Origin of the sequence: Rickettsia australis str. Phillips, from assembly GCF_000273745.1 — a bacterium.
In the GTDB taxonomy this organism is placed as follows: domain Bacteria; phylum Pseudomonadota; class Alphaproteobacteria; order Rickettsiales; family Rickettsiaceae; genus Rickettsia; species Rickettsia australis.
Window position 1 is genome coordinate 1 of sequence record NZ_AKVZ01000002.1, and the last position, 18,485, is coordinate 18,485.

Consider the following 18,485-nt stretch of genomic DNA (forward strand, 5'->3'; position numbering starts at 1 on the left):
CATTAAATAGATTGAGCCGAGAATTACCTATTTCAATGATTCCGAAATAAAAGTAGAAATTCAAGAATTGTTTCATAATGAAGATGTAATCATAATACAATCCACATCAAAGCCTGTTAATGATCGCTTAATTGAGCTGTTCTTGCTAGTAGATGTAGCAAAAAAAAAGCTGGAGCAAGTCGAATAATTTTAGTAATGACTTATTTCGGTTATGCAAGGCAAGATAGTATAAATTCTCAAAATATAATTCCTGCTAAGTTAATAGCGGATTTTTTAGAGAAGCTCGAAGTAAACCATGTAATTACTATTAATTTACATTCCGATAAAATAGAGAAATTTTTAATATTCCTGTTTCTAATCTTGAACCTATAAATTTATATAGCCCGTTTTTAAGAACTTATAGCAATTTCGTTATAGTTGCACCTGATAAAGGAAGTATCAATCATGTTCAAAAAATTATTAATTTATTAAATATAGATTCAGCTTATATAAATAAAAAAAGGATATAAATAATAATTGTGAGATGATATTAATAACAGGTAATGTAGAGGGTGCAAATTGCATATTACTTGATAATATTATAGATAGCGGTGAAACAACCATAAAAGCAGCAAGATTTTTAAAAGAACATGCGGCTTTATCGGTTAGTGCTTTTAACTCATGCTGTGCTTGCTGCTGGTTCTAAAGATAAAATTGAAAATTCGATAATAGATAATATTTTTGTTACCGATACTATAGAAGTAGGTGACTTACCTCCAAAATTTCATATAATACCGGTAATGCCAATTATCGTAAAAGAGTTAAGAAATATACTATGAGCTTGTGTACTCTAGAGATAAATATATCTGCAATAAAAAATAATTATCTTTTATTACAAGGTATTTGCAAAACCTCATTAGTCGGTGCTGCTGTTAAAGCTAACGGTTACGGTCTTGGAGCAGTGCAAATTTCTAAAGCTTTAATAGAAGAAAATTGTAGGCATTTTTTTGTAGCCACAAGCGAGGAGGGAGTGAATTTACGCAAAGCTTTAGGGTTAGATGTTAATATTTTAGTTCTTAACGGCGTTTTTGAATATGATGCTTTAGAGCTTATAGAATATAATTTAACCCCTGTTCTAAATAACTTAAAACAAATAGAAATTTGGCAAAAATTTAGTAATTTGAAACACAGATTATTGCCTTGTTATCTACATTTCAATACGGGGATTAATCGTCTTGGCTTAAGCTCTGATGAGATAGAGCAGATCATTAATGATCGTGATTTATTAAAAGGGCTAGATTTACAATATATTATAAGCCATCTAGCTATCTCTGAGGAAATAGATAATCCTTATAATCTAGAGCAATTAAACATATTTAAAGCTTATTTACAATATTTCCCAAACGTCAAAGCAAGCCTTGCTAATTCCGGCGGCATATTTTTAGGGCAGGATTATCATTTTGATTTAGCAAGACCAGGGGCTGCTTTATATGGGCTTAATCCTGTAATGAAAAATCCCGTAACCTTAAAAGCTCCTATAATTCATTTACAAAATTTGACACTAGATAGTCATATCGGTTATAATATGACTTTTACAACTAAACGTGATAGTGTTATTGCAACGTTACCGCTTGGTTATGCCGATGGGTTTAGTCGTAATTTTAGCAATCAAGGCGAAGTATTTATTAATGGTCGCAGCGTTCCTATAGTAGGGCGAATATCGATGGATTTGATAAATATCGATGTTACCGATCTACCACCGCTTGATATTTTTCTAGGGCAGGAAGTGGAAATTATCGGAAATTATTGCACGCCCGATAAAATAGCAAGTATTATAGGTACTATAGGGTATGAGGTATTGACTAGTCTCGGTAGTAGGTATAAGAGAATTTATATTGAGTAGATTCCTATGTGTGATGTCATTCTAGTGTATGAACATTCAGGGTGTCATTCCTGCGAAAGCAGGAATATAATAAAATATCTTAAATATTGGTATGAAAAATGCGTGTTTAACAAAATAAGCGTATAAAAACTTGTGTTTATACGCTTTAACTGGATTCCTGCTTTTGCAGGAATGACATAGAGTACTTAAATTATAAAGAATATACACAAATGTTATTAAATATAGCTAATTCGGTTGGTAAACGTACTATAAAGTTTGCACAAAGTGTAGGCAGCTTTTCTCTGTTTAGCTTTGCTGCCGTTAGCAGTATAATAAGACCGCCTTTATATTTGAGTTTAATCATCAGACAATTAGTATTTATCGGGTTTCACTCGCTTCCGGTTGTTGCGATGACGACTTTCTTCTCAGGTGCGGTACTTGCATTACAGAGCTATACTGGTTTTTCCCGTTTCTCAGCTGAAAGCTCTATTGCAACGGTAGTAGTATTGTCGCTGACTAGAGAGCTTGGACCTGTCTTAGCCGGACTAATGGTATCGGGAAGAGTTGGAGCATCAATCGCCGCTGAAATAGCGACAATGAGAGTAACGGAACAGGTAGATGCTTTATATACTTTATCTACCGATCCTATTAAATATTTAGTTTTTCCAAGAGTAATAGCAACTATTATTACAATGCCTTGTCTTGTTTTAATCGGTGATATAATTGGTATTATGGGCGGTTATTTAGTAGGGGTATATAAACTTGATTTTAATAGTACGGCTTATTTAACTAGCACTTTTCAGTATTTAGAACCGATTGACGTCATTTCCGGTCTTGTTAAAGCGGGAGTTTTTGGGTTTATTATTTCTATAATAAGTTGCTATAGCGGTTATTATTCAGGTAAAGGTGCTAAGGGGGTTGGAAGAGCCACTACCTTGGCAGTAGTAAATTCTTCTATCATTATCTTAATAAGCAATTATTTAATAACCGAATTATTTTTTAAAGTATAGACTCGTTTAATTTGAAAAATGGGTTTTGTTGCGTGGTTAGAAAAACTCGCTTGGTGTCATGCCGTGGCTTGACCACGGTACCCAGAAAACAACTAAAAACACTAATATTAGTGTTTTTAACTGGATCCTGCGATCAAGTTGCGGGATGATAGAGGTAAAAGTGAGTCGTACGCAGCCTTGCTCTTTTCCAAATTAAATTTCGTCTACAGTTTTTTTATTTGGAGTATGCATGAGTGTGAAAGAATTTAAAATTAAAATTCGGTCATTATATAAATCATTTGCTAATCATAAGGTGTTAGACGGAATAGATTTGGATGTAAAAAAGGGCAGTTCATTAGTTATTTTAGGCGGTTCCGGTAGTGGCAAATCGGTTTTAATTAAAAATATAGTAGGACTGATTAAACCTGATAAAGGTAAAATTTTTATTGATAATGTAGAAATCCAAGATATCTCAAGTAAACAAAAATTTGAGATTATGGACGGTATAGGCTTTTTATTTCAAGGCGGAGCATTATTTGACTCCTTGAATATACGTGATAATGTTACTTTCGAGACTAAAAAATTATCTAAGAAAGACAAAAACGACCTTGCCGGTGCAAAGCTTAATTCCGTCGGTTTGTCCCCTAGAATACTTGATCTTTACCCTTCCGAATTATCGGGAGGAATGCAAAAAAGAGTAGCCCTTGCTAGGGCTATTTGTAGTACACCGTCGATTTTATTTCTTGATGAACCGACCACAGGGCTTGATCCTATAATGGCAAATGTTATAAACGAATTAATTATAAAAATCCAAGAAGAGTTAGGGGCAACTACGATTACTATAACTCATGATATGATTAGTGCCGAAAAAATAGCTAAAGAAGTAGCTATGATTTATCAAGGAAAAATTAAATGGTACGGTAGTAAAGATGAAATGCGTAATAGTGATAATCCTTATTTAAAACAATTTATAAATGGATTAACTACCGGTCCTATAGAGGTATAAAATGTTTAAGCACTTATTATGTATAATAATATTTCTAGGTATAAACCTAAATGTTTATGCTATAAACTCTAGCTCTTATACGACAGATGATATAATAAAAATAGTAATTATTTTTGGAGTAGTTATTTTAATTTTTAGTCCTGCAAAATTTCGTATAATCGTTATCGGTACTATGTTAGGCTTGGCTTGTGCCTATTTCACATATAAATACATCGTACCTATCTTTATTTCTTCACTAAACGGAACGTAATTAGTTCTTGACACTAGGGGAGTATTACTTTATACTTTTCATTTATTGTATATTTATGAGTTTTAAGGTATTTAGCTTATGTCACGTAAGTGCGAACTCACAGGTGTGGGTGTTTTATACGGCAACAATGTATCACATTCTCAACGTAAAACTAGAAGACGTTTTGAGCCTAATTTAAGGTCAGTTAAGTTTACAAGTGATATAACAGCCGGAGAATATAGATTATCGGTTAATGCGAGATGTATTAGTTCAGTGGAAAAAGCCGGTGGTTTTGATGCATATATTTTACAAGCCGATGATAATGTTTTATCAAGTAACGCTAGAGCTATTAAGAAAAAAATAATTCAGACTAAAACGGCAAAATCATTATGAAAAGCGGTATACATCCAGAATATAAAAAGTTTTTGATTAAAGTAGGAAGCGATGTTTTTGAAACAATGTCTACTCATCCTACAGGTGAAATTTTAATGGATGTTGATTTTAGAAAACATCCTGCATGGAATAAAGATTCCGGAAATGTAGTAAATCAATCCAACAAAAGTGTTAGTGATTTTAATAAAAGATTCTCAGGTCTTTCTTTCGGTGGTAAGAAAGAAGCTAGTTAGGCTTTGTTTGTGGATAACAAGTCGTCATGCGAGGAAATTGCATAGCAGTTGTATGTCCGTAATCCAGTAAAAATTCTGGTTTATGGAATTTTATTATTTTTTTAGATTGCCGTGCAATCTATGATTATTCGTTATCTATGCAAGAATGACACTAACAATATTCGCATAGTATTAGACTAAATCACAATATAACACAGATAAGTTGTAAGTTCTCAATTATTGCGGGGTGGAGCAGCTCGGTAGCTCGTCAGGCTCATAACCTGAAGGTCGTTGGTTCAAATCCAGCCCCCGCTACCATATTTTTAAATGTCATTCTAGCTCACTTATAGCGTTATTGATGCCATTCCTAACTCAGTGTTGTTGCATGGTTTGGTTTCCCTGTCTTTGCGAAGGCATTGCTGTGTGGATCAGTTGTCACCCCGTAGTTTGATCCAGAGGTAAAATTGATCCACGCGACAATGCCTTCTTGCAATGACGACAAAACCTATCCATATAATAACGTCTAATTTTTCTTACAATGATTATACAACACCTGCAAATTTATCAAATCTAAAAAACTATGATTAATAATGAAAAAGCGGTAAATAATAAAAAATCAACTGATGGCAGTAAGCTTTTTCGTCATCAAGTTAAATTTGTAGCCGGTGCTATGAATATAAATCAAATCCCCAATTTTTCATTACCGGAAATTGCTTTTGTCGGTAAGTCAAATGTCGGCAAATCAAGCCTAATAAATACGATATGTAATAATAAAAATCTTGCTAAAGTTTCTAATACTCCGGGACGTACTAGGCAAATCAATTTTTTTAACCTTGCAGATAAACTTATTATAGTTGACCTGCCCGGTTATGGTTTTGCTAATGTTCCTATATCAGTCAAAGAACAGTGGGAAGTATTAATTAGTTATTATTTACGAAATAGTCATAATTTAAGGTTAGTGAACTTATTGATTGACTCAAGAAGGGGTATAAAAGAAAACGATAAGAAAGTAGCTGAGCTATTACTTGCAAATAAAAGAGAATTTCAAATTATTTTCACAAAATCCGATAAAGTTATGGATTGTAAAAACCTTAACAATGAAGTACAGAATTTTCTTGCAACTTTAAACTACTCATGTAATGTTATGTATGTCAGTAGTAGGAGTAAAGAAGGTGCAAGAGCACTTAAAGCTAGTTTGGCAAAATGCACCAAACCTTAAAAAAGAGGTAGATAGTATTTCTTCATTAGATAACATTGCTATAATTAAGAATATAATAAAGTGTAGTAGTGAGTTGCAGCATCAGGCAATAGTTCTAAAATTACCTGCTGCTATTATTATTGACGATAAATTATTTACGGCTTTTATTAAATCTATTAGATTGCTTGAGATATGCGGTGCTAAAATATATATAGTACATGATCATATTGATTTACGAAGTTCGTTTTTAATATCACAAATAGATGAAAATTTTAGTCAAAAAATTAGTAAAATAAGCGACTATAGTTCTCTAAATAATCCTATTATTATGGAAATTTTATCCAGTTACGTTAACAAGCTTATAGTAACAAAGTTAAGTAGTATAGGTTGTTATGCAGTTGGTATCTCAGGTAAGGATACTAATTTACTGCAAGCAAAAAAGTCAAAATTATCTCACCGAAAAATTGTAAATCAGGATGTTATAAATATTGGTTTTTTTTAGCGAGTCTATTATGATTAATCCAGAAATTTTATTAAATTTTGAAGAGAATAATATTATACCAGTGATAGCACCATTTGCGAGTGACAATCAGGAAAAAACGCATTTATTAAATGTTAACTTAACGGTAGCAACAATTGCTTTTGTATTAAGTGCGGAACATTTAATATTGCCATATGAGATATTACAGGTATCCGAGATATTTCCGTATAATATAAAAATACAAGATATTAACTTATTGAAATCAATGTTAGATGATAGTAATAATTTCATCGAAGAAGAATTAATTAAGAGAGCGGTTGATGCGCTTGAAAATAATAACGGTTACGTACATTTTGTGAATAGTGAAGTACCGAATTCAATATTGTCAACTATGTTTGATATTAACATAAATTAATAGAGGTTTTTTATGTCAGGAGCATTAGCATCCGATCTTTTATTTGTAGGGTTAACTAGACCGCCGATGATATTTGGAGTAAGTATTAAGTTTGCTGCATTAAATATGATAATGACGATGATAGTATTTATTTGGAATAACGGCATTATGATTTTATTCATTGCAGCTGCTTTGCATTTGGTAGCTTATATTATATGTTTTAAAGAACCAAGATTCATAGAGCTATATTTAAATAAAATGTCAAGAACTAGCCAATGTCCTAATAAATTTTACTACGGAGCAAATTCGTATAATATTTGAGTTTTATGTCATTCCCTCGTGGATGCTAAACCTACTCGATGTTATCCTTCGCGTAGGTAGGGATCCAGAAAAAAGGTATAAATACAGCAAATTTTTGAAATTAAAAGTTCGATTTATCTCGATTTATGCTGGATTTCCGCTTTCGCGGGAATGAAATAAAGAGCATTTACCGGTCTACGCAACAATGCCTTGAGAGCAGCGGTAGGCTGACAGTATAAAATTTCTGAGATTGCCGCGTCTCGAGGCTTCGCCTCTTTTCGCAATGACAAAATAAATCAAAATCGTTAAATCAGGTGAGGTAATGAAGTTATTTAGAACTAGAGCAGCTAAAGAATTAAGGTCTAAACAAGAAAGACCAACTTCGCATTTTATTCCTTATAAATGTCATTGGGATAGTAATACTATTTTAACAAAAGATAATTCTTTATTACAAGTTATTAAAATAAACGGATTTTCTTTTGAAACTGCTGATGATGAAGATCTAGACATTAAAAAGAATGTCAGAAATGCCTTACTTAAAAATATGGCTTCGGGAAATATCGTTATGTATTTCCATACTATTAGAAGACGTAAAGCAGTAATATTTGACGATACGGAATTTACGTATGATCCTACTGTAAAAGTCCCTAATGATTTCATTACTTATTTAGGTGTAGAATGGCGTAAGAAACATGCGGGTGCTAGGTCATTTTTTAACGAATTATATGTGAGTATTTTATATAAGCCTGATACCGGCGGTGCTGCTATAGTTGAGTATTTTCTAAAGAAGCTTAGACAAAAATCTAATAAAACCGCTTGGGAAAATGACATGAAAGAGATGAAAGAAAATCTTCAAGAAATGTCAACTAGAGTGGTTAATACATTCAGAAGTTACGGAGCAAGATTACTTGGAGTTCGTCAAACGCAGTCAGGTAGTTATTGTGAAATTTTAGAATTCCTTTCATCTTTAATCAATTGCGGCGATTCACCAGGTCCTATAGCATTACCGCGTGGTACTATTGACGAATATTTACCGACTCATCGTTTATTTTTTGATTCTCGTACTATTGAAGCAAGAAGTCCGTTTGGCAAAAAATATGCCGGAATGATCAGTATACTTGAATACGGGCCTAATACTTCGGCAGGAATGTTTGATGGATTTTTGCAAATGCCTTTTGAATTTGTCATGACTCAAAGCTTTGTCTTTGCTAATAGAACCATAGCGATCGGTAAAATGCAATTACAGCAAAATAGAATGATACAATCTGGTGATAAAGCTACTTCGCAAATTGCTGAAATTAATACGGCCCTTGATATGGCCACTAGCGGTGATATCGGTTTCGGTGAGCATCATTTATCGCTTTTATGTTCTGCAAATAATATTAAAGCTTTGGAAGATATATTATCAATGGCAGCAGTGGAGCTTTCTAATTCAGGAATTCAGCCGGTTAGAGAAAAAGTTAACATGGAACCTAGCTATTGGGGACAGTTGCCGGGAAATATGGATTATATAGTACGTAAAGCCACTATAAATACTCTTAATATGGCTAGCTTTGCCTCACAACATAATTATCCGCTCGGTAAAATTAGAGATAACCATTGGGGAGAATATGTCACGGTACTTGATACTACTTCAGGTACGCCGTTTTATTTTAATTTCCATGTAAGGGATGTTGGACATACTCTAATTATCGGTCCAACTGGTGCCGGTAAAACAGTTCTTATGAATTTTTTATGTGCAGAAGCACAAAAATTCAAACCTCGTATGTTCTTTTTTGATAAAGATCGAGGAGCCGAAATATTTATACGTGCTTTAAACGGAGTTTATACGGTAATTGATCCGGGATTAAAATGTAATTTTAATCCCTTGCAGCTTGAAGATTCTAGTGAGAATAGAACATTTATTTTAGAGTGGCTTCGTGTACTTGTAACTTCTAACGGTGAAAGTTTAACTGCACAAGATAATAAAATCTTATCTCAAGCAGTAAGTGGTAATTTTAGATTAGAGAAAAAAGACAGAAGGCTTAGTAATGTTATAGCATTTCTTGGTATTGATACACCAAATAGTTTGGCAAGTAGGATTGCAATGTGGGTTGGTAAAGGTTCACATGCTAAGATATTTGACAATGAAGTAGATGATATTGATTTACAAAAAGCAAGGGTATTTGGTTTTGATATGACTGAATTACTTAAAGATCCTGTGCCTTGCACCGGTATTATTATATATTTCCATCGCATTAATATCTCTTTAGATGGACAGAAAACTATGATAGTACTTGATGAAGCATGGGCTTTAATCGATAATCCGGTATTTGCACCTAAGATCAAAGATTGGTTAAAAGTGTTGAGAAAATTAAATACTTTTGTTATATTTGCTACGCAGAGTGTTGAAGATGCCGCAAAAAGTAGAATTAGTGATACGTTGATTCAACAAACAGCTACGCAGATTTTTTTACCTAATTTGAAAGCTACGGATATTTATCGTAGTGCATTTATGTTAAGTCAGCGAGAATATATTTTAATTAAAACTACCGACCCTACTACACGTTATTTTTTAATAAAACAAGGAATAGATGCCGTAGTTGCTAAAGTTAACTTAGAAGGTATGAATAATATAATTAGTGTTTTATCAGGCAGAGTTGAGACTGTAATATTGCTCGATCAAATTAGAGAGAAATACGGCAATGATCCGGATAAGTGGTTACCTATATTTTATGAAGCAGTTAAAACATTATAGATTTAATGGATACCGAGTCGTCATTGCGAGCAGTCGTAGACTGCGTGGCAATCCAGAAAAAGTAATAAAAAAATTCTGTAAATTAGAATTTTTTACAGGATTGCTTCGTCAAAATTTTCAATTTTTCCTCGCAATGACGTTAAAAACTATCTCATACGAGGCAAGTAACTAGTCATGAAATTATTTCCTCGTAGTATACTTATAACATTAGTATTAAGCTTCGCCCTAAATTTAGGGCTAGTGACTAAAATCCATGCCGATAATACTCTTGATAGCATTGTAGATATTTTGAGTGGCTTAACTTGCGAAACCCAAGGCGTAGGCGATTTGCTGCGTACTGAATTTTCTCATACATGTATTGTTGCGCCGTTCTTTACTTTTGCGGCCATGAATCTTGTCTCTCCCGTTTTATACATGAATACGTTTTTAAAGCTTAAAATAAACGACAGTGATTTATTTAACGATAGTAATTTTGGAAATTTCCCCGGAGGGCAATGTACTCGTGAAAACAGAATTGATCCTAAAAATCCAGAATTACATTTTGCTTTATGTAGTAATGCTAAATTAATTGTATCTCGGGCAAAATCTGTTGCTGAATCGGCACTTGCTATTGCTAAAGCCGTCTTAACAGGGAGTGACCCTTGGGATGATATAAAGCAAGCGTGGGAAAATAAAAAAAAGGAATATCATGTTCCATATAGCGGTAAGCTTGGTGATGACGGTTTTGCATTTGATGTAGGCTTCCCGGTAATATATTGGAAAGTTATTCAAGATAAAGATAGAATATGCGTATCGACAAAAGGATTTACAGGAGACGTCCCTGTCGGCTGTAAATATATGAAAGAGCCGTTTCCGAAATCCATGTATAATAGTTTTATGGATGTAGCAGATAAGGATTTTATTGAAGATTCTAAGGAAACGCCTGCCGATCCTTTAGCTTTAGTGTCTTGTAGTGCAGCAGGCGGCGGATGTTATCAAAAAGCTTATAATGCTTCAAAAACTGCAGTAGTCATGACTTCTCCTCTTATAGAATGTATGAGGCAAATGATTGCTAGATTACTAATTAGTAAAGATGTTTGTAGTTTTGATAATGTAGATCAAGTGGTTAATTTTGCTTCAAGGCAAGATAGTGCATTATTTCAATTCCAAGTAGGAATGTATAAAATAGTTACGGCTTTTCTAACTTTATATGTTATGTTTTTTGGCTTTAAACTATTACTTGCAGGTGAAGTGCCGCCAAAAAGTGAGTATATCAATTTTATATTGAAAATGATATTCGTAACTTATTTTTCAATAGGAATTAATATAACCCCTGGTAATGGCTCTCCGTATGATCGGCTAGACGGTATGCTTCAGTGGGCGTTTCCTTTCTTACTTAATGGTATAAACGGTTTAGCAAGTTGGGTTATGAATGCTGCTCCATCCGGTTTATGTAAATTTCACAACCTTTCTTATGACAGTACCGTTTCTTATATTGCATTATGGGATGCGTTAGATTGTAGGGTAGCTCATTATTTAGGACTTGATATATTATCTACGTTACTTGTCGAAAATGCTTATCGAAGCCATGATTTTTTAAATTTTGATTTCTTTAGTTTTAGTGCTCCACCATATATTTATTTGCTAATTCCGGCGATAATATCCGGTAATATGATGTTGGTATCACTCGCGCTTGCTTATCCGTTACTTGTGATTTCGGTTGCTGCCTTTATGGTTAATGCAACGATTATGTGCATGATATCGATAGTAATACTTGGTATTCTAGCTCCTCTTTTCGTGCCTATGTTTTTATTCACCTATACACGAAATTATTTTGACAGTTGGGTTAAGCTGATGATTTCGTTCTTGCTACAGCCTATGGTGGTAGTTACTTTTATGATTACGATGTTTGCGGTATATGATTATGGTTTCTACGGTAAATGTCAATATAAGAGCAAGTTAATTCACAATAGTATAGAAGACAAAATTCAAGGTGGTCTTACTTCTAAGAGGGATGTTTTAATATTTTATATTAATAATGATTGGGATGATACGTCACAATATCCTGATAAAGATTCAGTAGAAAGCTGTCAAAATAGTTTAGGTTATATGTTAAATAACCCTATTACCACGGCATTTAATTTTGCAAAAGATAGTGTAAGTGAAATAGTTGATAGTAAACCAGGAGATACCCCTACCGATAAATTTCTTGCTAAATTCCAGTTTTTATCGGGAGTAGTTTTGGGACCCGGAATGTTTTTCATGTCTCCAAAAGTGCTTTTTGAGAAAATTAAAAATATTTTGCTTGCGTTAGTTACGGCATGTTTTACATTGTATTTGATGTATAATTTTAGTAGTCAGCTAGCTGAATTTGCTGCAGATATGACGGAAGGAGTAGCTCTTAATAATGTTGCTATAAAACCGCAAGCAATATTTAAGGTAGGTATGGCAGCTCTTGCTGCTGCGGGTGCAGCAACTAAGGGGGGCGATCAGATAGCAAGTAGAGGAGGAGTTGGTGATTTAAAAGCTGGTCAAGGTGGAGGAGTAAGTGATAATATTGCTACGAGCGGAGGCGGATGGCCAAATGATAATATTGCTGCAAGTGGAGGTACGTCGGTACCTGCAGTAACAACACCGACAGCTTCGTCTTTTGTAGCCACTTCTAGCCCAAAAACAGTAACCAGTGAAGTAAGATCAGATGTTGTTACTCCTCTTTCTGCTCCTCCAGAAGCTGTTTCACCACCGTATGCTAGTATTAGAACTTCTATTTTTATACCTGCACCACAAAGTAATATTGAAACTGAAAGTATTGGAAAAATCATAAAAGATAATAATCAAGAAAGTAAAAAAGAGATTGATAATACTCCGCCTCCACAGGAAAAAGTTGATAATGCAGCTCCACAAAAAAAAGTTGATAGCACAAGTAAAGGTACAGGAGTAATTGATTATAGTTTTAACTTAAAGGAACATGAAAATCCGGTAGGAGTAAAGCAAATACGAGAAAATGCAGAGATTCGAGATAAACGTATAGAAGTAGAGAAAGCGTGGAACGAATTAGTAGCAAGCAGTGGAGGAAAAATAAGAGATCAGCAAGGTGAAGAAACATCGGAGCGACGTGCGAATGCAGAAAAGAAATGGAATGCGTTAGTCGATAGCGGTGTAGTAACTGAGATAAGAGAAAGAGATAATAGTGTAACTAATAAATTTGATAAATTAGCTGATGCACTTAATAAGTCAGAAAAAGCAAAGGTAGAAGAAAATAAAAATATAGAAAATGACAAACAAGAAGATAATACTACTACGTCACCCCAAGAAAAAGTTGACAGTACAAGTAGAGGGTCAGGAGTAATTGATTATAGTTTTAACTTAAAGGAACATGAAAATCCGACAGGAGTAAAACAGATACGGGAAAATGCAGAGATTCGAGATAAGCGTGTAAAAGTAGAAACAGCATGGAATGAACTAGTAGCAAGCGGAGGAGGAAGAGTAAGAGAACAAGAAGTAGGAGAAATATCAGAACGACGTGTAAATGCTGAAAAGGCATGGGATGAATTAGTAAAAAGCGGCGTAGTAACAGAAAAAAAAGATAATAGTTCTAATGAAAACTCTTAAAACCTTAAAGATATTTATTATAGTTTATATAGTGTCTGTAAACTTAGCGAGCTTTGCCGGCTTTGGAGAATCATGTTCTAGTTTACCGACTACTTCAGATGGGTATTTAGAAAAGGACACGGCATATGGCTATATAATTCGTAGTATTGATATGAAAGATCCGAGAGGCAATTGTAATTCAGTTGCGTCTAGTATAACGTTTTGTTTTAAAAATGTAGAAGGTAGTAGTAGCCCTTGCACCATATATAATTTAAATGAAGGTGACTCTAAGAAGATTAGTGATTTAAGTACTGATAATAATCCTGATCTTGGAGCAAATCCTATATTAAAGAATATCGTTTTAACGGTTAAAAAATGGGATAATGATCTATGTTTAGTTATGCCGACGTCAAGAGGACCGATGCCGGTAGCATGTAAATCTTTAAGTGCTACTCCGCCGCCTACTACTCCGCCTAATGATGAAAATTGTAATATAGGAAAAAGTTGCTATACGGGAGCAAATTATAGCCAATCTTTAATTAATTTTTCCGGTCTTGCAGTTCAGTGTTTGAGCGAAACGCTTAATAAAATATTTTTTGCCGGAAATGGTTGTAGTTCTCAAGATCAAAATTCTAGAATAACTCATCTTGCTGCTTTTTCTACGTTTCAAGGTTATTTAAAGAGAATTATAGGTGCGGCATTAATTCTTTATACTATGTTTTTTGCCTTTAATATGGCTCTAAATAAAGAATATGCAAGTACTGAAAAAATAGCTCTTTTTGTAATAAAGTTCTTATTTGTTACCTATTTTTCTATTGGTCTTGAACCTTTAGATTTTAGCGGTGGTCAGCCGACAAAAGAAAACGGTATGTTAAAATATGGATTACCTCTTTTGACGGGAGCAGCACCGGACTTTGCACAGATGATCTTTAATGCAGCAGGTCCTAGAGGATTGTGTCAATTTGATAATTCAAAGTATAAGGATGGTTATAAATTTTACGGTTTATGGGACGCGATTGATTGCCGTATAGGTTATTATCTTGGCTTGGATTTACTTTATAATATAGATAAGAATGGAGTTTTAGGGAATGCAGTCGGTAATGGTCCCGGCGGTAATAATACACCTATACCTAATTTTGATCCTGACGGCAAAAAAGATAGACCGAAAGATTTAAGTAAAGCAGGAGCACTTAGATTTTTTACTGTTATGTTTGGATTCTTTATGTCCGGAAACGTTATTATACTTGCGGCAGGTTTAGTATTTTCTGTAATATTTTTATCTATAATTTTATATTTTATTACGCATTATTTAGTTTGCATGATTACTATTTACGTTATGACATATATTTCTCCTATATTCATTCCTATGGCTCTATTTACTCGTACAAAAGCTTATTTTGACGGGTGGTTAAAAGTATGTATTTCATGTGCATTGCAGCCGGCAGTAGTAGCAGGTTTTATAGCTTTATTAATAACTATGTATGATTCCGCAATATTTAAAAATTGTGAATTCCTTAGATATGATTATGAAAAAGGGGATATTAGATTTAGCACTTTTGAGTTAAGGCTCCCTAACAGCGGAGCAGATAAATGTCAGGAAAGTTTTGGATATAAAATGTTACAATATTATGCAGGTGAAGGTTGGGAAGAGCATTTATTGATATTTTTCCCAATAAAATCAATTGTTAGAGATGTTGTATCTATTTTAGCGGAACTTTTGTGCGTATTAGTATTTTCGGTTATTTTTTATTATTTCTCTAGATCGATAGGGCGATTTGCTTCTGATTTAACTAATGGTCCTAATATGGATGCAGTAACGGCAAGTCCAACTAAAATCGTTGATTTAGTAAAGAAAGGAGCAGCTTTCCTTAAGGATGCGTCAATGACTTCACCAGGTAAGCCGTCGGTAGGAGATAAGCCTGATGTTGGAGGTAAGCGTAAAGAGGGAGAACAGCAAGGCGGTGATTCAGAAAGCGGTGCAGGTGGAGGATTAGCTGATTTAGCAAGTGGTTCGGGTGGAGGTAAATAATAGAATATGCAGAGTAACTTATTAAAAGTTTTAGGAGTACTCGCTATAGTAGCAACGTTAGTTTGCTTTATTTTTGCAGCACTTGGTATGATAGGAGCAGTAAAAGTCGGTGACGGCTGCTACATGAGATATGCTCTGGACGGTAAAGGAGGTTCAGATTCAATAACTGGTACTATAACTCTTAATGCTAATGCTAATTATGTAAATACTTCTAAGATATTGTCCGACGGTACGACTCAGCTTATTCCTGATCCCAATCATTACGGTGAATGGTTAAATACTCAGGTACTGGTAGAAAAAAGCCAACCGGTGAATTTACAAGTGGTCGGTCAGGTTAGTTTATGTTTAGCTTATGTACCAAAAGATAATATACAATTTACTGAAAGTACAAGGCCTGGTAAATCTAATTTAGACGATAAAGGTAACATGATTCCGATTCCTCGTATTACCGATGCAAATAATCCGCCTCTCTCTCTAATAATGGATGCAAAAAATAATGAATGGCGTAATATTGCCGAATTATACGCTAATGATAGAGTTTTAGTTTCCGTATCTCCTAATTTTGCCAATACGGATGCGACAGTTGCGGATGCTTTTAAAGATGATAAGGTTACGAAAGATTGTTCCCAAGGCAAAACTTCTTATGAGTCGATTTGTGGAAAATATTCTATTTATTCCGGTAAATATGTTAATGCTTGCGAACTGAAGCAAAATTATTGGCAAGGTAATAAGCATCGGGAAAAATGTCATTGTGTTTTTGGATGTATTCATCAAGAAGATGTTGCACAGTGGGTATGTGATGCTGCTAATGCCACTTCTCATTGTTGCCTTGGTTTTACATGTGACTCCTTACCTGCTTGGATAAATCATGAGGGCTACATGCCGGAGGCTTATAAAGATGACGGTAGTTTTACCTTTAGCTGGTCAAATAACCCCAGTAATTTATTTATTGATTATGCGGGACTGCAATGTTCTAATAACGCCAATATTCTTCCAAACGGTAAATGTCCTGATAGTGTCGAGAATCGTAGTCCTAAGGATAAAGATTATATTGGAGGTGTAAATTGTACTTCAGGAATATGTAAGGATGGAGATTTTCAAAAGAATCGAAGATTTTGGTATACGGCGGACGGTAAAGGAGGCAAAGGACCAACTGGATTAATATATCAAATGAATGATGCGGGTTCTGTAAGTCAAGCTCTGCCTTCTAAGCTAGAATTTGCTGAGTTTGTTGCGGAGACAGAGCAACCGCCTGACTATAAAGATAAAGACGGTAAATATTTATATAAAGTTATATATAATAGGCCTTTTAACAGTAATATTGAAAAAAGCTATTTACAATATAGGCTTTGGCATCCCGTTTCACAAGATGCTAGTAAGAATACGGGAGGATACGTTTTAAATATTAAACAGACTAAATGCTATAGAGAGAATGGTAATAGTTTTAACGATACTTTTGATGATCGTGGACGAGTGCAATACATAATAGTAAAGCCTTCGGAAAATCCGAATACTAGCGGTAAAACCTATTCACCTCAAGGAATTAGCGTTGATAGTGACGGTAAATATAACTTTAATGCAAATGAGTCTGGTTATATATGGATGAAAATTCTAAATGATCCTAGTAATAATTTAAGGGACTATAAAGATAGTGAAGGTAGCTATAAAGTACATTTCTCAACATTCTTAAAAGTAGGAAGTTTTACTCTTAAAGTAATGAATCCGTTACTTCAGTTATTTAAAACTAAAGTGCAAGGAGCAGCTACTTCTATTTTTAAAAATATGGTATGTTATAAAGCCACTGATAATGCATCCTGTACTAACTTTTTTACCTATATTAAAGCGATTTTAATTTTATATGTGATGACTTATGGAGCAATGTTTTTGCTTGGTTTCGCTAAGATAAATCAAAAAGAGCTAGTAATTAGAATAGCAAAAATTGGGGTAGTTAGCGGACTTATGAACGGTAATACCTTTGAATTTTTCAATAATTATCTTTTTGATGCAATTACTAATTTTTCAGACGCAATTATTGCTAATATGAGTGGATATAGTTTGTTTACTTCTACTAATACTATTTCTAATCCTTTCATGTTTTTAGATGCAGTAATGAGTAAAATATTTTTTAGTCAAACCTTTATAGCTCAATTACTTTCACTTCTTTCTCTTGGGCTTAGCGGTATTATATATTTTATAATTACTTTTATTGCGGTTGGTATAGTAATTATTACGGCACTTAGAGCTGTCGCCGTTTATATTATGGCATTTATGGCAACTTGTATATTAATCGGTATAGCCCCTTTATTTATTAGTTTCTTATTATTTGATTTTACTAGGTATTTATTTGATAATTGGGTGAGGTTTACGATCCGCTATATGATAGAACCGGTAGTTATGATGGCAGGTATTATAGTGCTAATCCAGCTATTTACCATTTATCTAGATTTTGTTTTAGGTTATAGCGTTTGTTGGAAATGTGCTTTACCGATAAAAATTCCGTTTATCGGTACTATTTTACCTATTGCATTGTTGAATGTACCTATCTTCTGTATTAATTGGTTTGCCCCTTGGGGAATGGATTATATGTCGGGTATGATGGGAGTAAATATGCAAAATATCGTAGCTCTAGTTATTATTGCTTACGGCATGTATGGTTATGTCGAATTTTCAGGGCGTATGGTAGCAAAATTAACTAGTGCTGCCGGACCTTCGGCTACTGAAATTGGTGGTAGAATGTCTCATGATGCAGGACAAAAAGCATTAAGTCCAATAGGAATGGATGATAAAATAAGACAAGGTATTACCGGCAGAGCAGAAGCACGATTAAAACAACGCAATAAGACATTAGATCAAGCTGAAAAAAATAGGAAAAATACGCCAAAAGAAGGAGGCGAAAAGACAAATGAAGAACCGCCTAAACCTGAAACACCGAAATAGATGGTGAATCGAAAATCGTCATTGCGAGTGGGTATTAGTGTTGTTGCATTGCTAGTTTTATATCATTTCTGCTCTCCCGCGTGGATGACATAGAGTGCATTTTTCGAGCCATATGCAACAACGCCTTTGGTTGTTGGGTTGTTGCATGG

General features: G+C 34.1%; 16 protein-coding genes, 1 tRNA gene and 1 pseudogene. All 18 read left to right on the forward strand.

The window, feature by feature from the left end:
- Positions 1 to 67 precede the first annotated feature (67 nt).
- Positions 68 to 187 (forward strand): ribose-phosphate pyrophosphokinase-like domain-containing protein, encoded by a 120-nt coding sequence (locus A452_RS12415; protein ID WP_274517396.1) that lies wholly within the window; start codon positions 68 to 70, stop codon positions 185 to 187.
- 8 nt (positions 188 to 195) lie between these two features.
- Positions 196 to 372 carry a hypothetical protein gene (locus tag A452_RS12420; RefSeq protein WP_017208450.1) on the forward strand — a complete coding sequence of 59 codons (177 nt, stop codon included), beginning with the start codon at positions 196 to 198 and terminating at the stop codon, positions 370 to 372.
- Positions 373 to 523: 151 nt separating this feature from the next.
- A complete protein-coding gene (locus A452_RS12685) occupies positions 524 to 685 on the forward strand; it encodes a phosphoribosyltransferase family protein (RefSeq protein WP_231289976.1) in 162 nt (53 codons plus the stop codon).
- Positions 630 to 818, forward strand: a complete 189-nt coding sequence (locus tag A452_RS11650; RefSeq protein WP_017208451.1) for a hypothetical protein — start codon at positions 630 to 632, stop codon at positions 816 to 818. Before A452_RS12685 ends, A452_RS11650 begins: the two co-directional genes overlap by 56 nt.
- Positions 815 to 1,882, forward strand: coding sequence for an alanine racemase (locus tag A452_RS0100230; RefSeq protein ID WP_014412021.1), 1,068 nt, complete (start codon positions 815 to 817; stop codon positions 1,880 to 1,882). The genes A452_RS11650 and A452_RS0100230 overlap by 4 nt, the downstream gene beginning before the upstream one ends.
- Positions 1,883 to 2,091: 209 nt before the next feature.
- Positions 2,092 to 2,871 carry an MlaE family ABC transporter permease gene (locus A452_RS0100235; protein WP_014412020.1) on the forward strand — a complete coding sequence of 260 codons (780 nt, stop codon included), beginning with the start codon at positions 2,092 to 2,094 and terminating at the stop codon, positions 2,869 to 2,871.
- Positions 2,872 to 3,100: 229 nt separating this feature from the next.
- Positions 3,101 to 3,856 (forward strand): ABC transporter ATP-binding protein, encoded by a 756-nt coding sequence (locus A452_RS0100240; RefSeq protein ID WP_017208452.1) that lies wholly within the window; start codon positions 3,101 to 3,103, stop codon positions 3,854 to 3,856.
- A 1-nt stretch (position 3,857) separates the two neighbouring features.
- The gene (locus A452_RS0100245) at positions 3,858 to 4,106 is read left to right on the forward strand and encodes a DUF5510 family protein (protein ID WP_014412017.1); all 249 of its coding nucleotides are present in this window, start codon (positions 3,858 to 3,860) and stop codon (positions 4,104 to 4,106) included.
- 78 nt (positions 4,107 to 4,184) lie between these two features.
- Positions 4,185 to 4,478, forward strand: a complete 294-nt coding sequence (gene rpmB / locus A452_RS0100250; protein ID WP_014412016.1) for a 50S ribosomal protein L28 — start codon at positions 4,185 to 4,187, stop codon at positions 4,476 to 4,478.
- Positions 4,475 to 4,711: a 50S ribosomal protein L31 gene (rpmE, locus tag A452_RS0100255; protein ID WP_014412015.1), complete on the forward strand. Its 237-nt coding sequence runs from the start codon at positions 4,475 to 4,477 to the stop codon at positions 4,709 to 4,711. Before rpmB ends, rpmE begins: the two co-directional genes overlap by 4 nt.
- 220 nt (positions 4,712 to 4,931) lie before the next feature.
- Positions 4,932 to 5,008, forward strand: a tRNA-Met gene (locus tag A452_RS0100260).
- Between the two features lie 262 nt (positions 5,009 to 5,270).
- The gene (gene yihA / locus A452_RS0100265) at positions 5,271 to 5,909 is read left to right on the forward strand and encodes a ribosome biogenesis GTP-binding protein YihA/YsxC (protein WP_014412014.1); all 639 of its coding nucleotides are present in this window, start codon (positions 5,271 to 5,273) and stop codon (positions 5,907 to 5,909) included.
- Positions 5,863 to 6,784 (forward strand): annotated as a pseudogene (locus A452_RS07750) (amino acid kinase family protein). Before yihA ends, A452_RS07750 begins: the two are co-directional and overlap by 47 nt.
- Positions 6,785 to 6,796: 12 nt before the next feature.
- Positions 6,797 to 7,084 carry a type IV secretion system protein VirB3 gene (locus A452_RS0100275; RefSeq protein WP_012013356.1) on the forward strand — a complete coding sequence of 96 codons (288 nt, stop codon included), beginning with the start codon at positions 6,797 to 6,799 and terminating at the stop codon, positions 7,082 to 7,084.
- A gap of 301 nt (positions 7,085 to 7,385) precedes the next feature.
- Positions 7,386 to 9,800: a VirB4 family type IV secretion/conjugal transfer ATPase gene (locus tag A452_RS0100280; RefSeq protein WP_017208453.1), complete on the forward strand. Its 2,415-nt coding sequence runs from the start codon at positions 7,386 to 7,388 to the stop codon at positions 9,798 to 9,800.
- 174 nt (positions 9,801 to 9,974) lie between these two features.
- Positions 9,975 to 13,391 carry a TrbL/VirB6 family protein gene (locus A452_RS0100290; protein WP_014412012.1) on the forward strand — a complete coding sequence of 1,139 codons (3,417 nt, stop codon included), beginning with the start codon at positions 9,975 to 9,977 and terminating at the stop codon, positions 13,389 to 13,391.
- Positions 13,378 to 15,399 carry a TrbL/VirB6 family protein gene (locus A452_RS0100295; RefSeq protein WP_014412011.1) on the forward strand — a complete coding sequence of 674 codons (2,022 nt, stop codon included), beginning with the start codon at positions 13,378 to 13,380 and terminating at the stop codon, positions 15,397 to 15,399. The genes A452_RS0100290 and A452_RS0100295 overlap by 14 nt, the downstream gene beginning before the upstream one ends.
- Before the next feature lie 6 nt (positions 15,400 to 15,405).
- Positions 15,406 to 18,336 carry a TrbL/VirB6 family protein gene (locus A452_RS0100300; RefSeq protein WP_014412010.1) on the forward strand — a complete coding sequence of 977 codons (2,931 nt, stop codon included), beginning with the start codon at positions 15,406 to 15,408 and terminating at the stop codon, positions 18,334 to 18,336.
- Positions 18,337 to 18,485: the final 149 nt, after the last annotated feature.

Excerpts from the sequence above, each read along its gene's own strand:
- A452_RS12420 (WP_017208450.1), top strand. The coding sequence starts at position 196 with ATGACTTATTTCGGTTATGCAAGGCAAGATAGTATAAATTCTCAAAAT.
- A452_RS12685 (WP_231289976.1), top strand. The coding sequence starts at position 524 with ATGATATTAATAACAGGTAATGTAGAGGGTGCAAATTGCATATTACTT.
- A452_RS11650 (WP_017208451.1), top strand. The coding sequence starts at position 630 with ATGCGGCTTTATCGGTTAGTGCTTTTAACTCATGCTGTGCTTGCTGCT.
- A452_RS0100230 (WP_014412021.1), top strand. The coding sequence starts at position 815 with ATGAGCTTGTGTACTCTAGAGATAAATATATCTGCAATAAAAAATAAT.
- A452_RS0100235 (WP_014412020.1), top strand. The coding sequence starts at position 2,092 with ATGTTATTAAATATAGCTAATTCGGTTGGTAAACGTACTATAAAGTTT.
- A452_RS0100240 (WP_017208452.1), top strand. The coding sequence starts at position 3,101 with ATGAGTGTGAAAGAATTTAAAATTAAAATTCGGTCATTATATAAATCA.
- A452_RS0100245 (WP_014412017.1), top strand. The coding sequence starts at position 3,858 with ATGTTTAAGCACTTATTATGTATAATAATATTTCTAGGTATAAACCTA.
- rpmB (WP_014412016.1), top strand. The coding sequence starts at position 4,185 with ATGTCACGTAAGTGCGAACTCACAGGTGTGGGTGTTTTATACGGCAAC.
- rpmE (WP_014412015.1), top strand. The coding sequence starts at position 4,475 with ATGAAAAGCGGTATACATCCAGAATATAAAAAGTTTTTGATTAAAGTA.
- yihA (WP_014412014.1), top strand. The coding sequence starts at position 5,271 with ATGATTAATAATGAAAAAGCGGTAAATAATAAAAAATCAACTGATGGC.
- A452_RS0100275 (WP_012013356.1), top strand. The coding sequence starts at position 6,797 with ATGTCAGGAGCATTAGCATCCGATCTTTTATTTGTAGGGTTAACTAGA.
- A452_RS0100280 (WP_017208453.1), top strand. The coding sequence starts at position 7,386 with ATGAAGTTATTTAGAACTAGAGCAGCTAAAGAATTAAGGTCTAAACAA.
- A452_RS0100290 (WP_014412012.1), top strand. The coding sequence starts at position 9,975 with ATGAAATTATTTCCTCGTAGTATACTTATAACATTAGTATTAAGCTTC.
- A452_RS0100295 (WP_014412011.1), top strand. The coding sequence starts at position 13,378 with ATGAAAACTCTTAAAACCTTAAAGATATTTATTATAGTTTATATAGTG.
- A452_RS0100300 (WP_014412010.1), top strand. The coding sequence starts at position 15,406 with ATGCAGAGTAACTTATTAAAAGTTTTAGGAGTACTCGCTATAGTAGCA.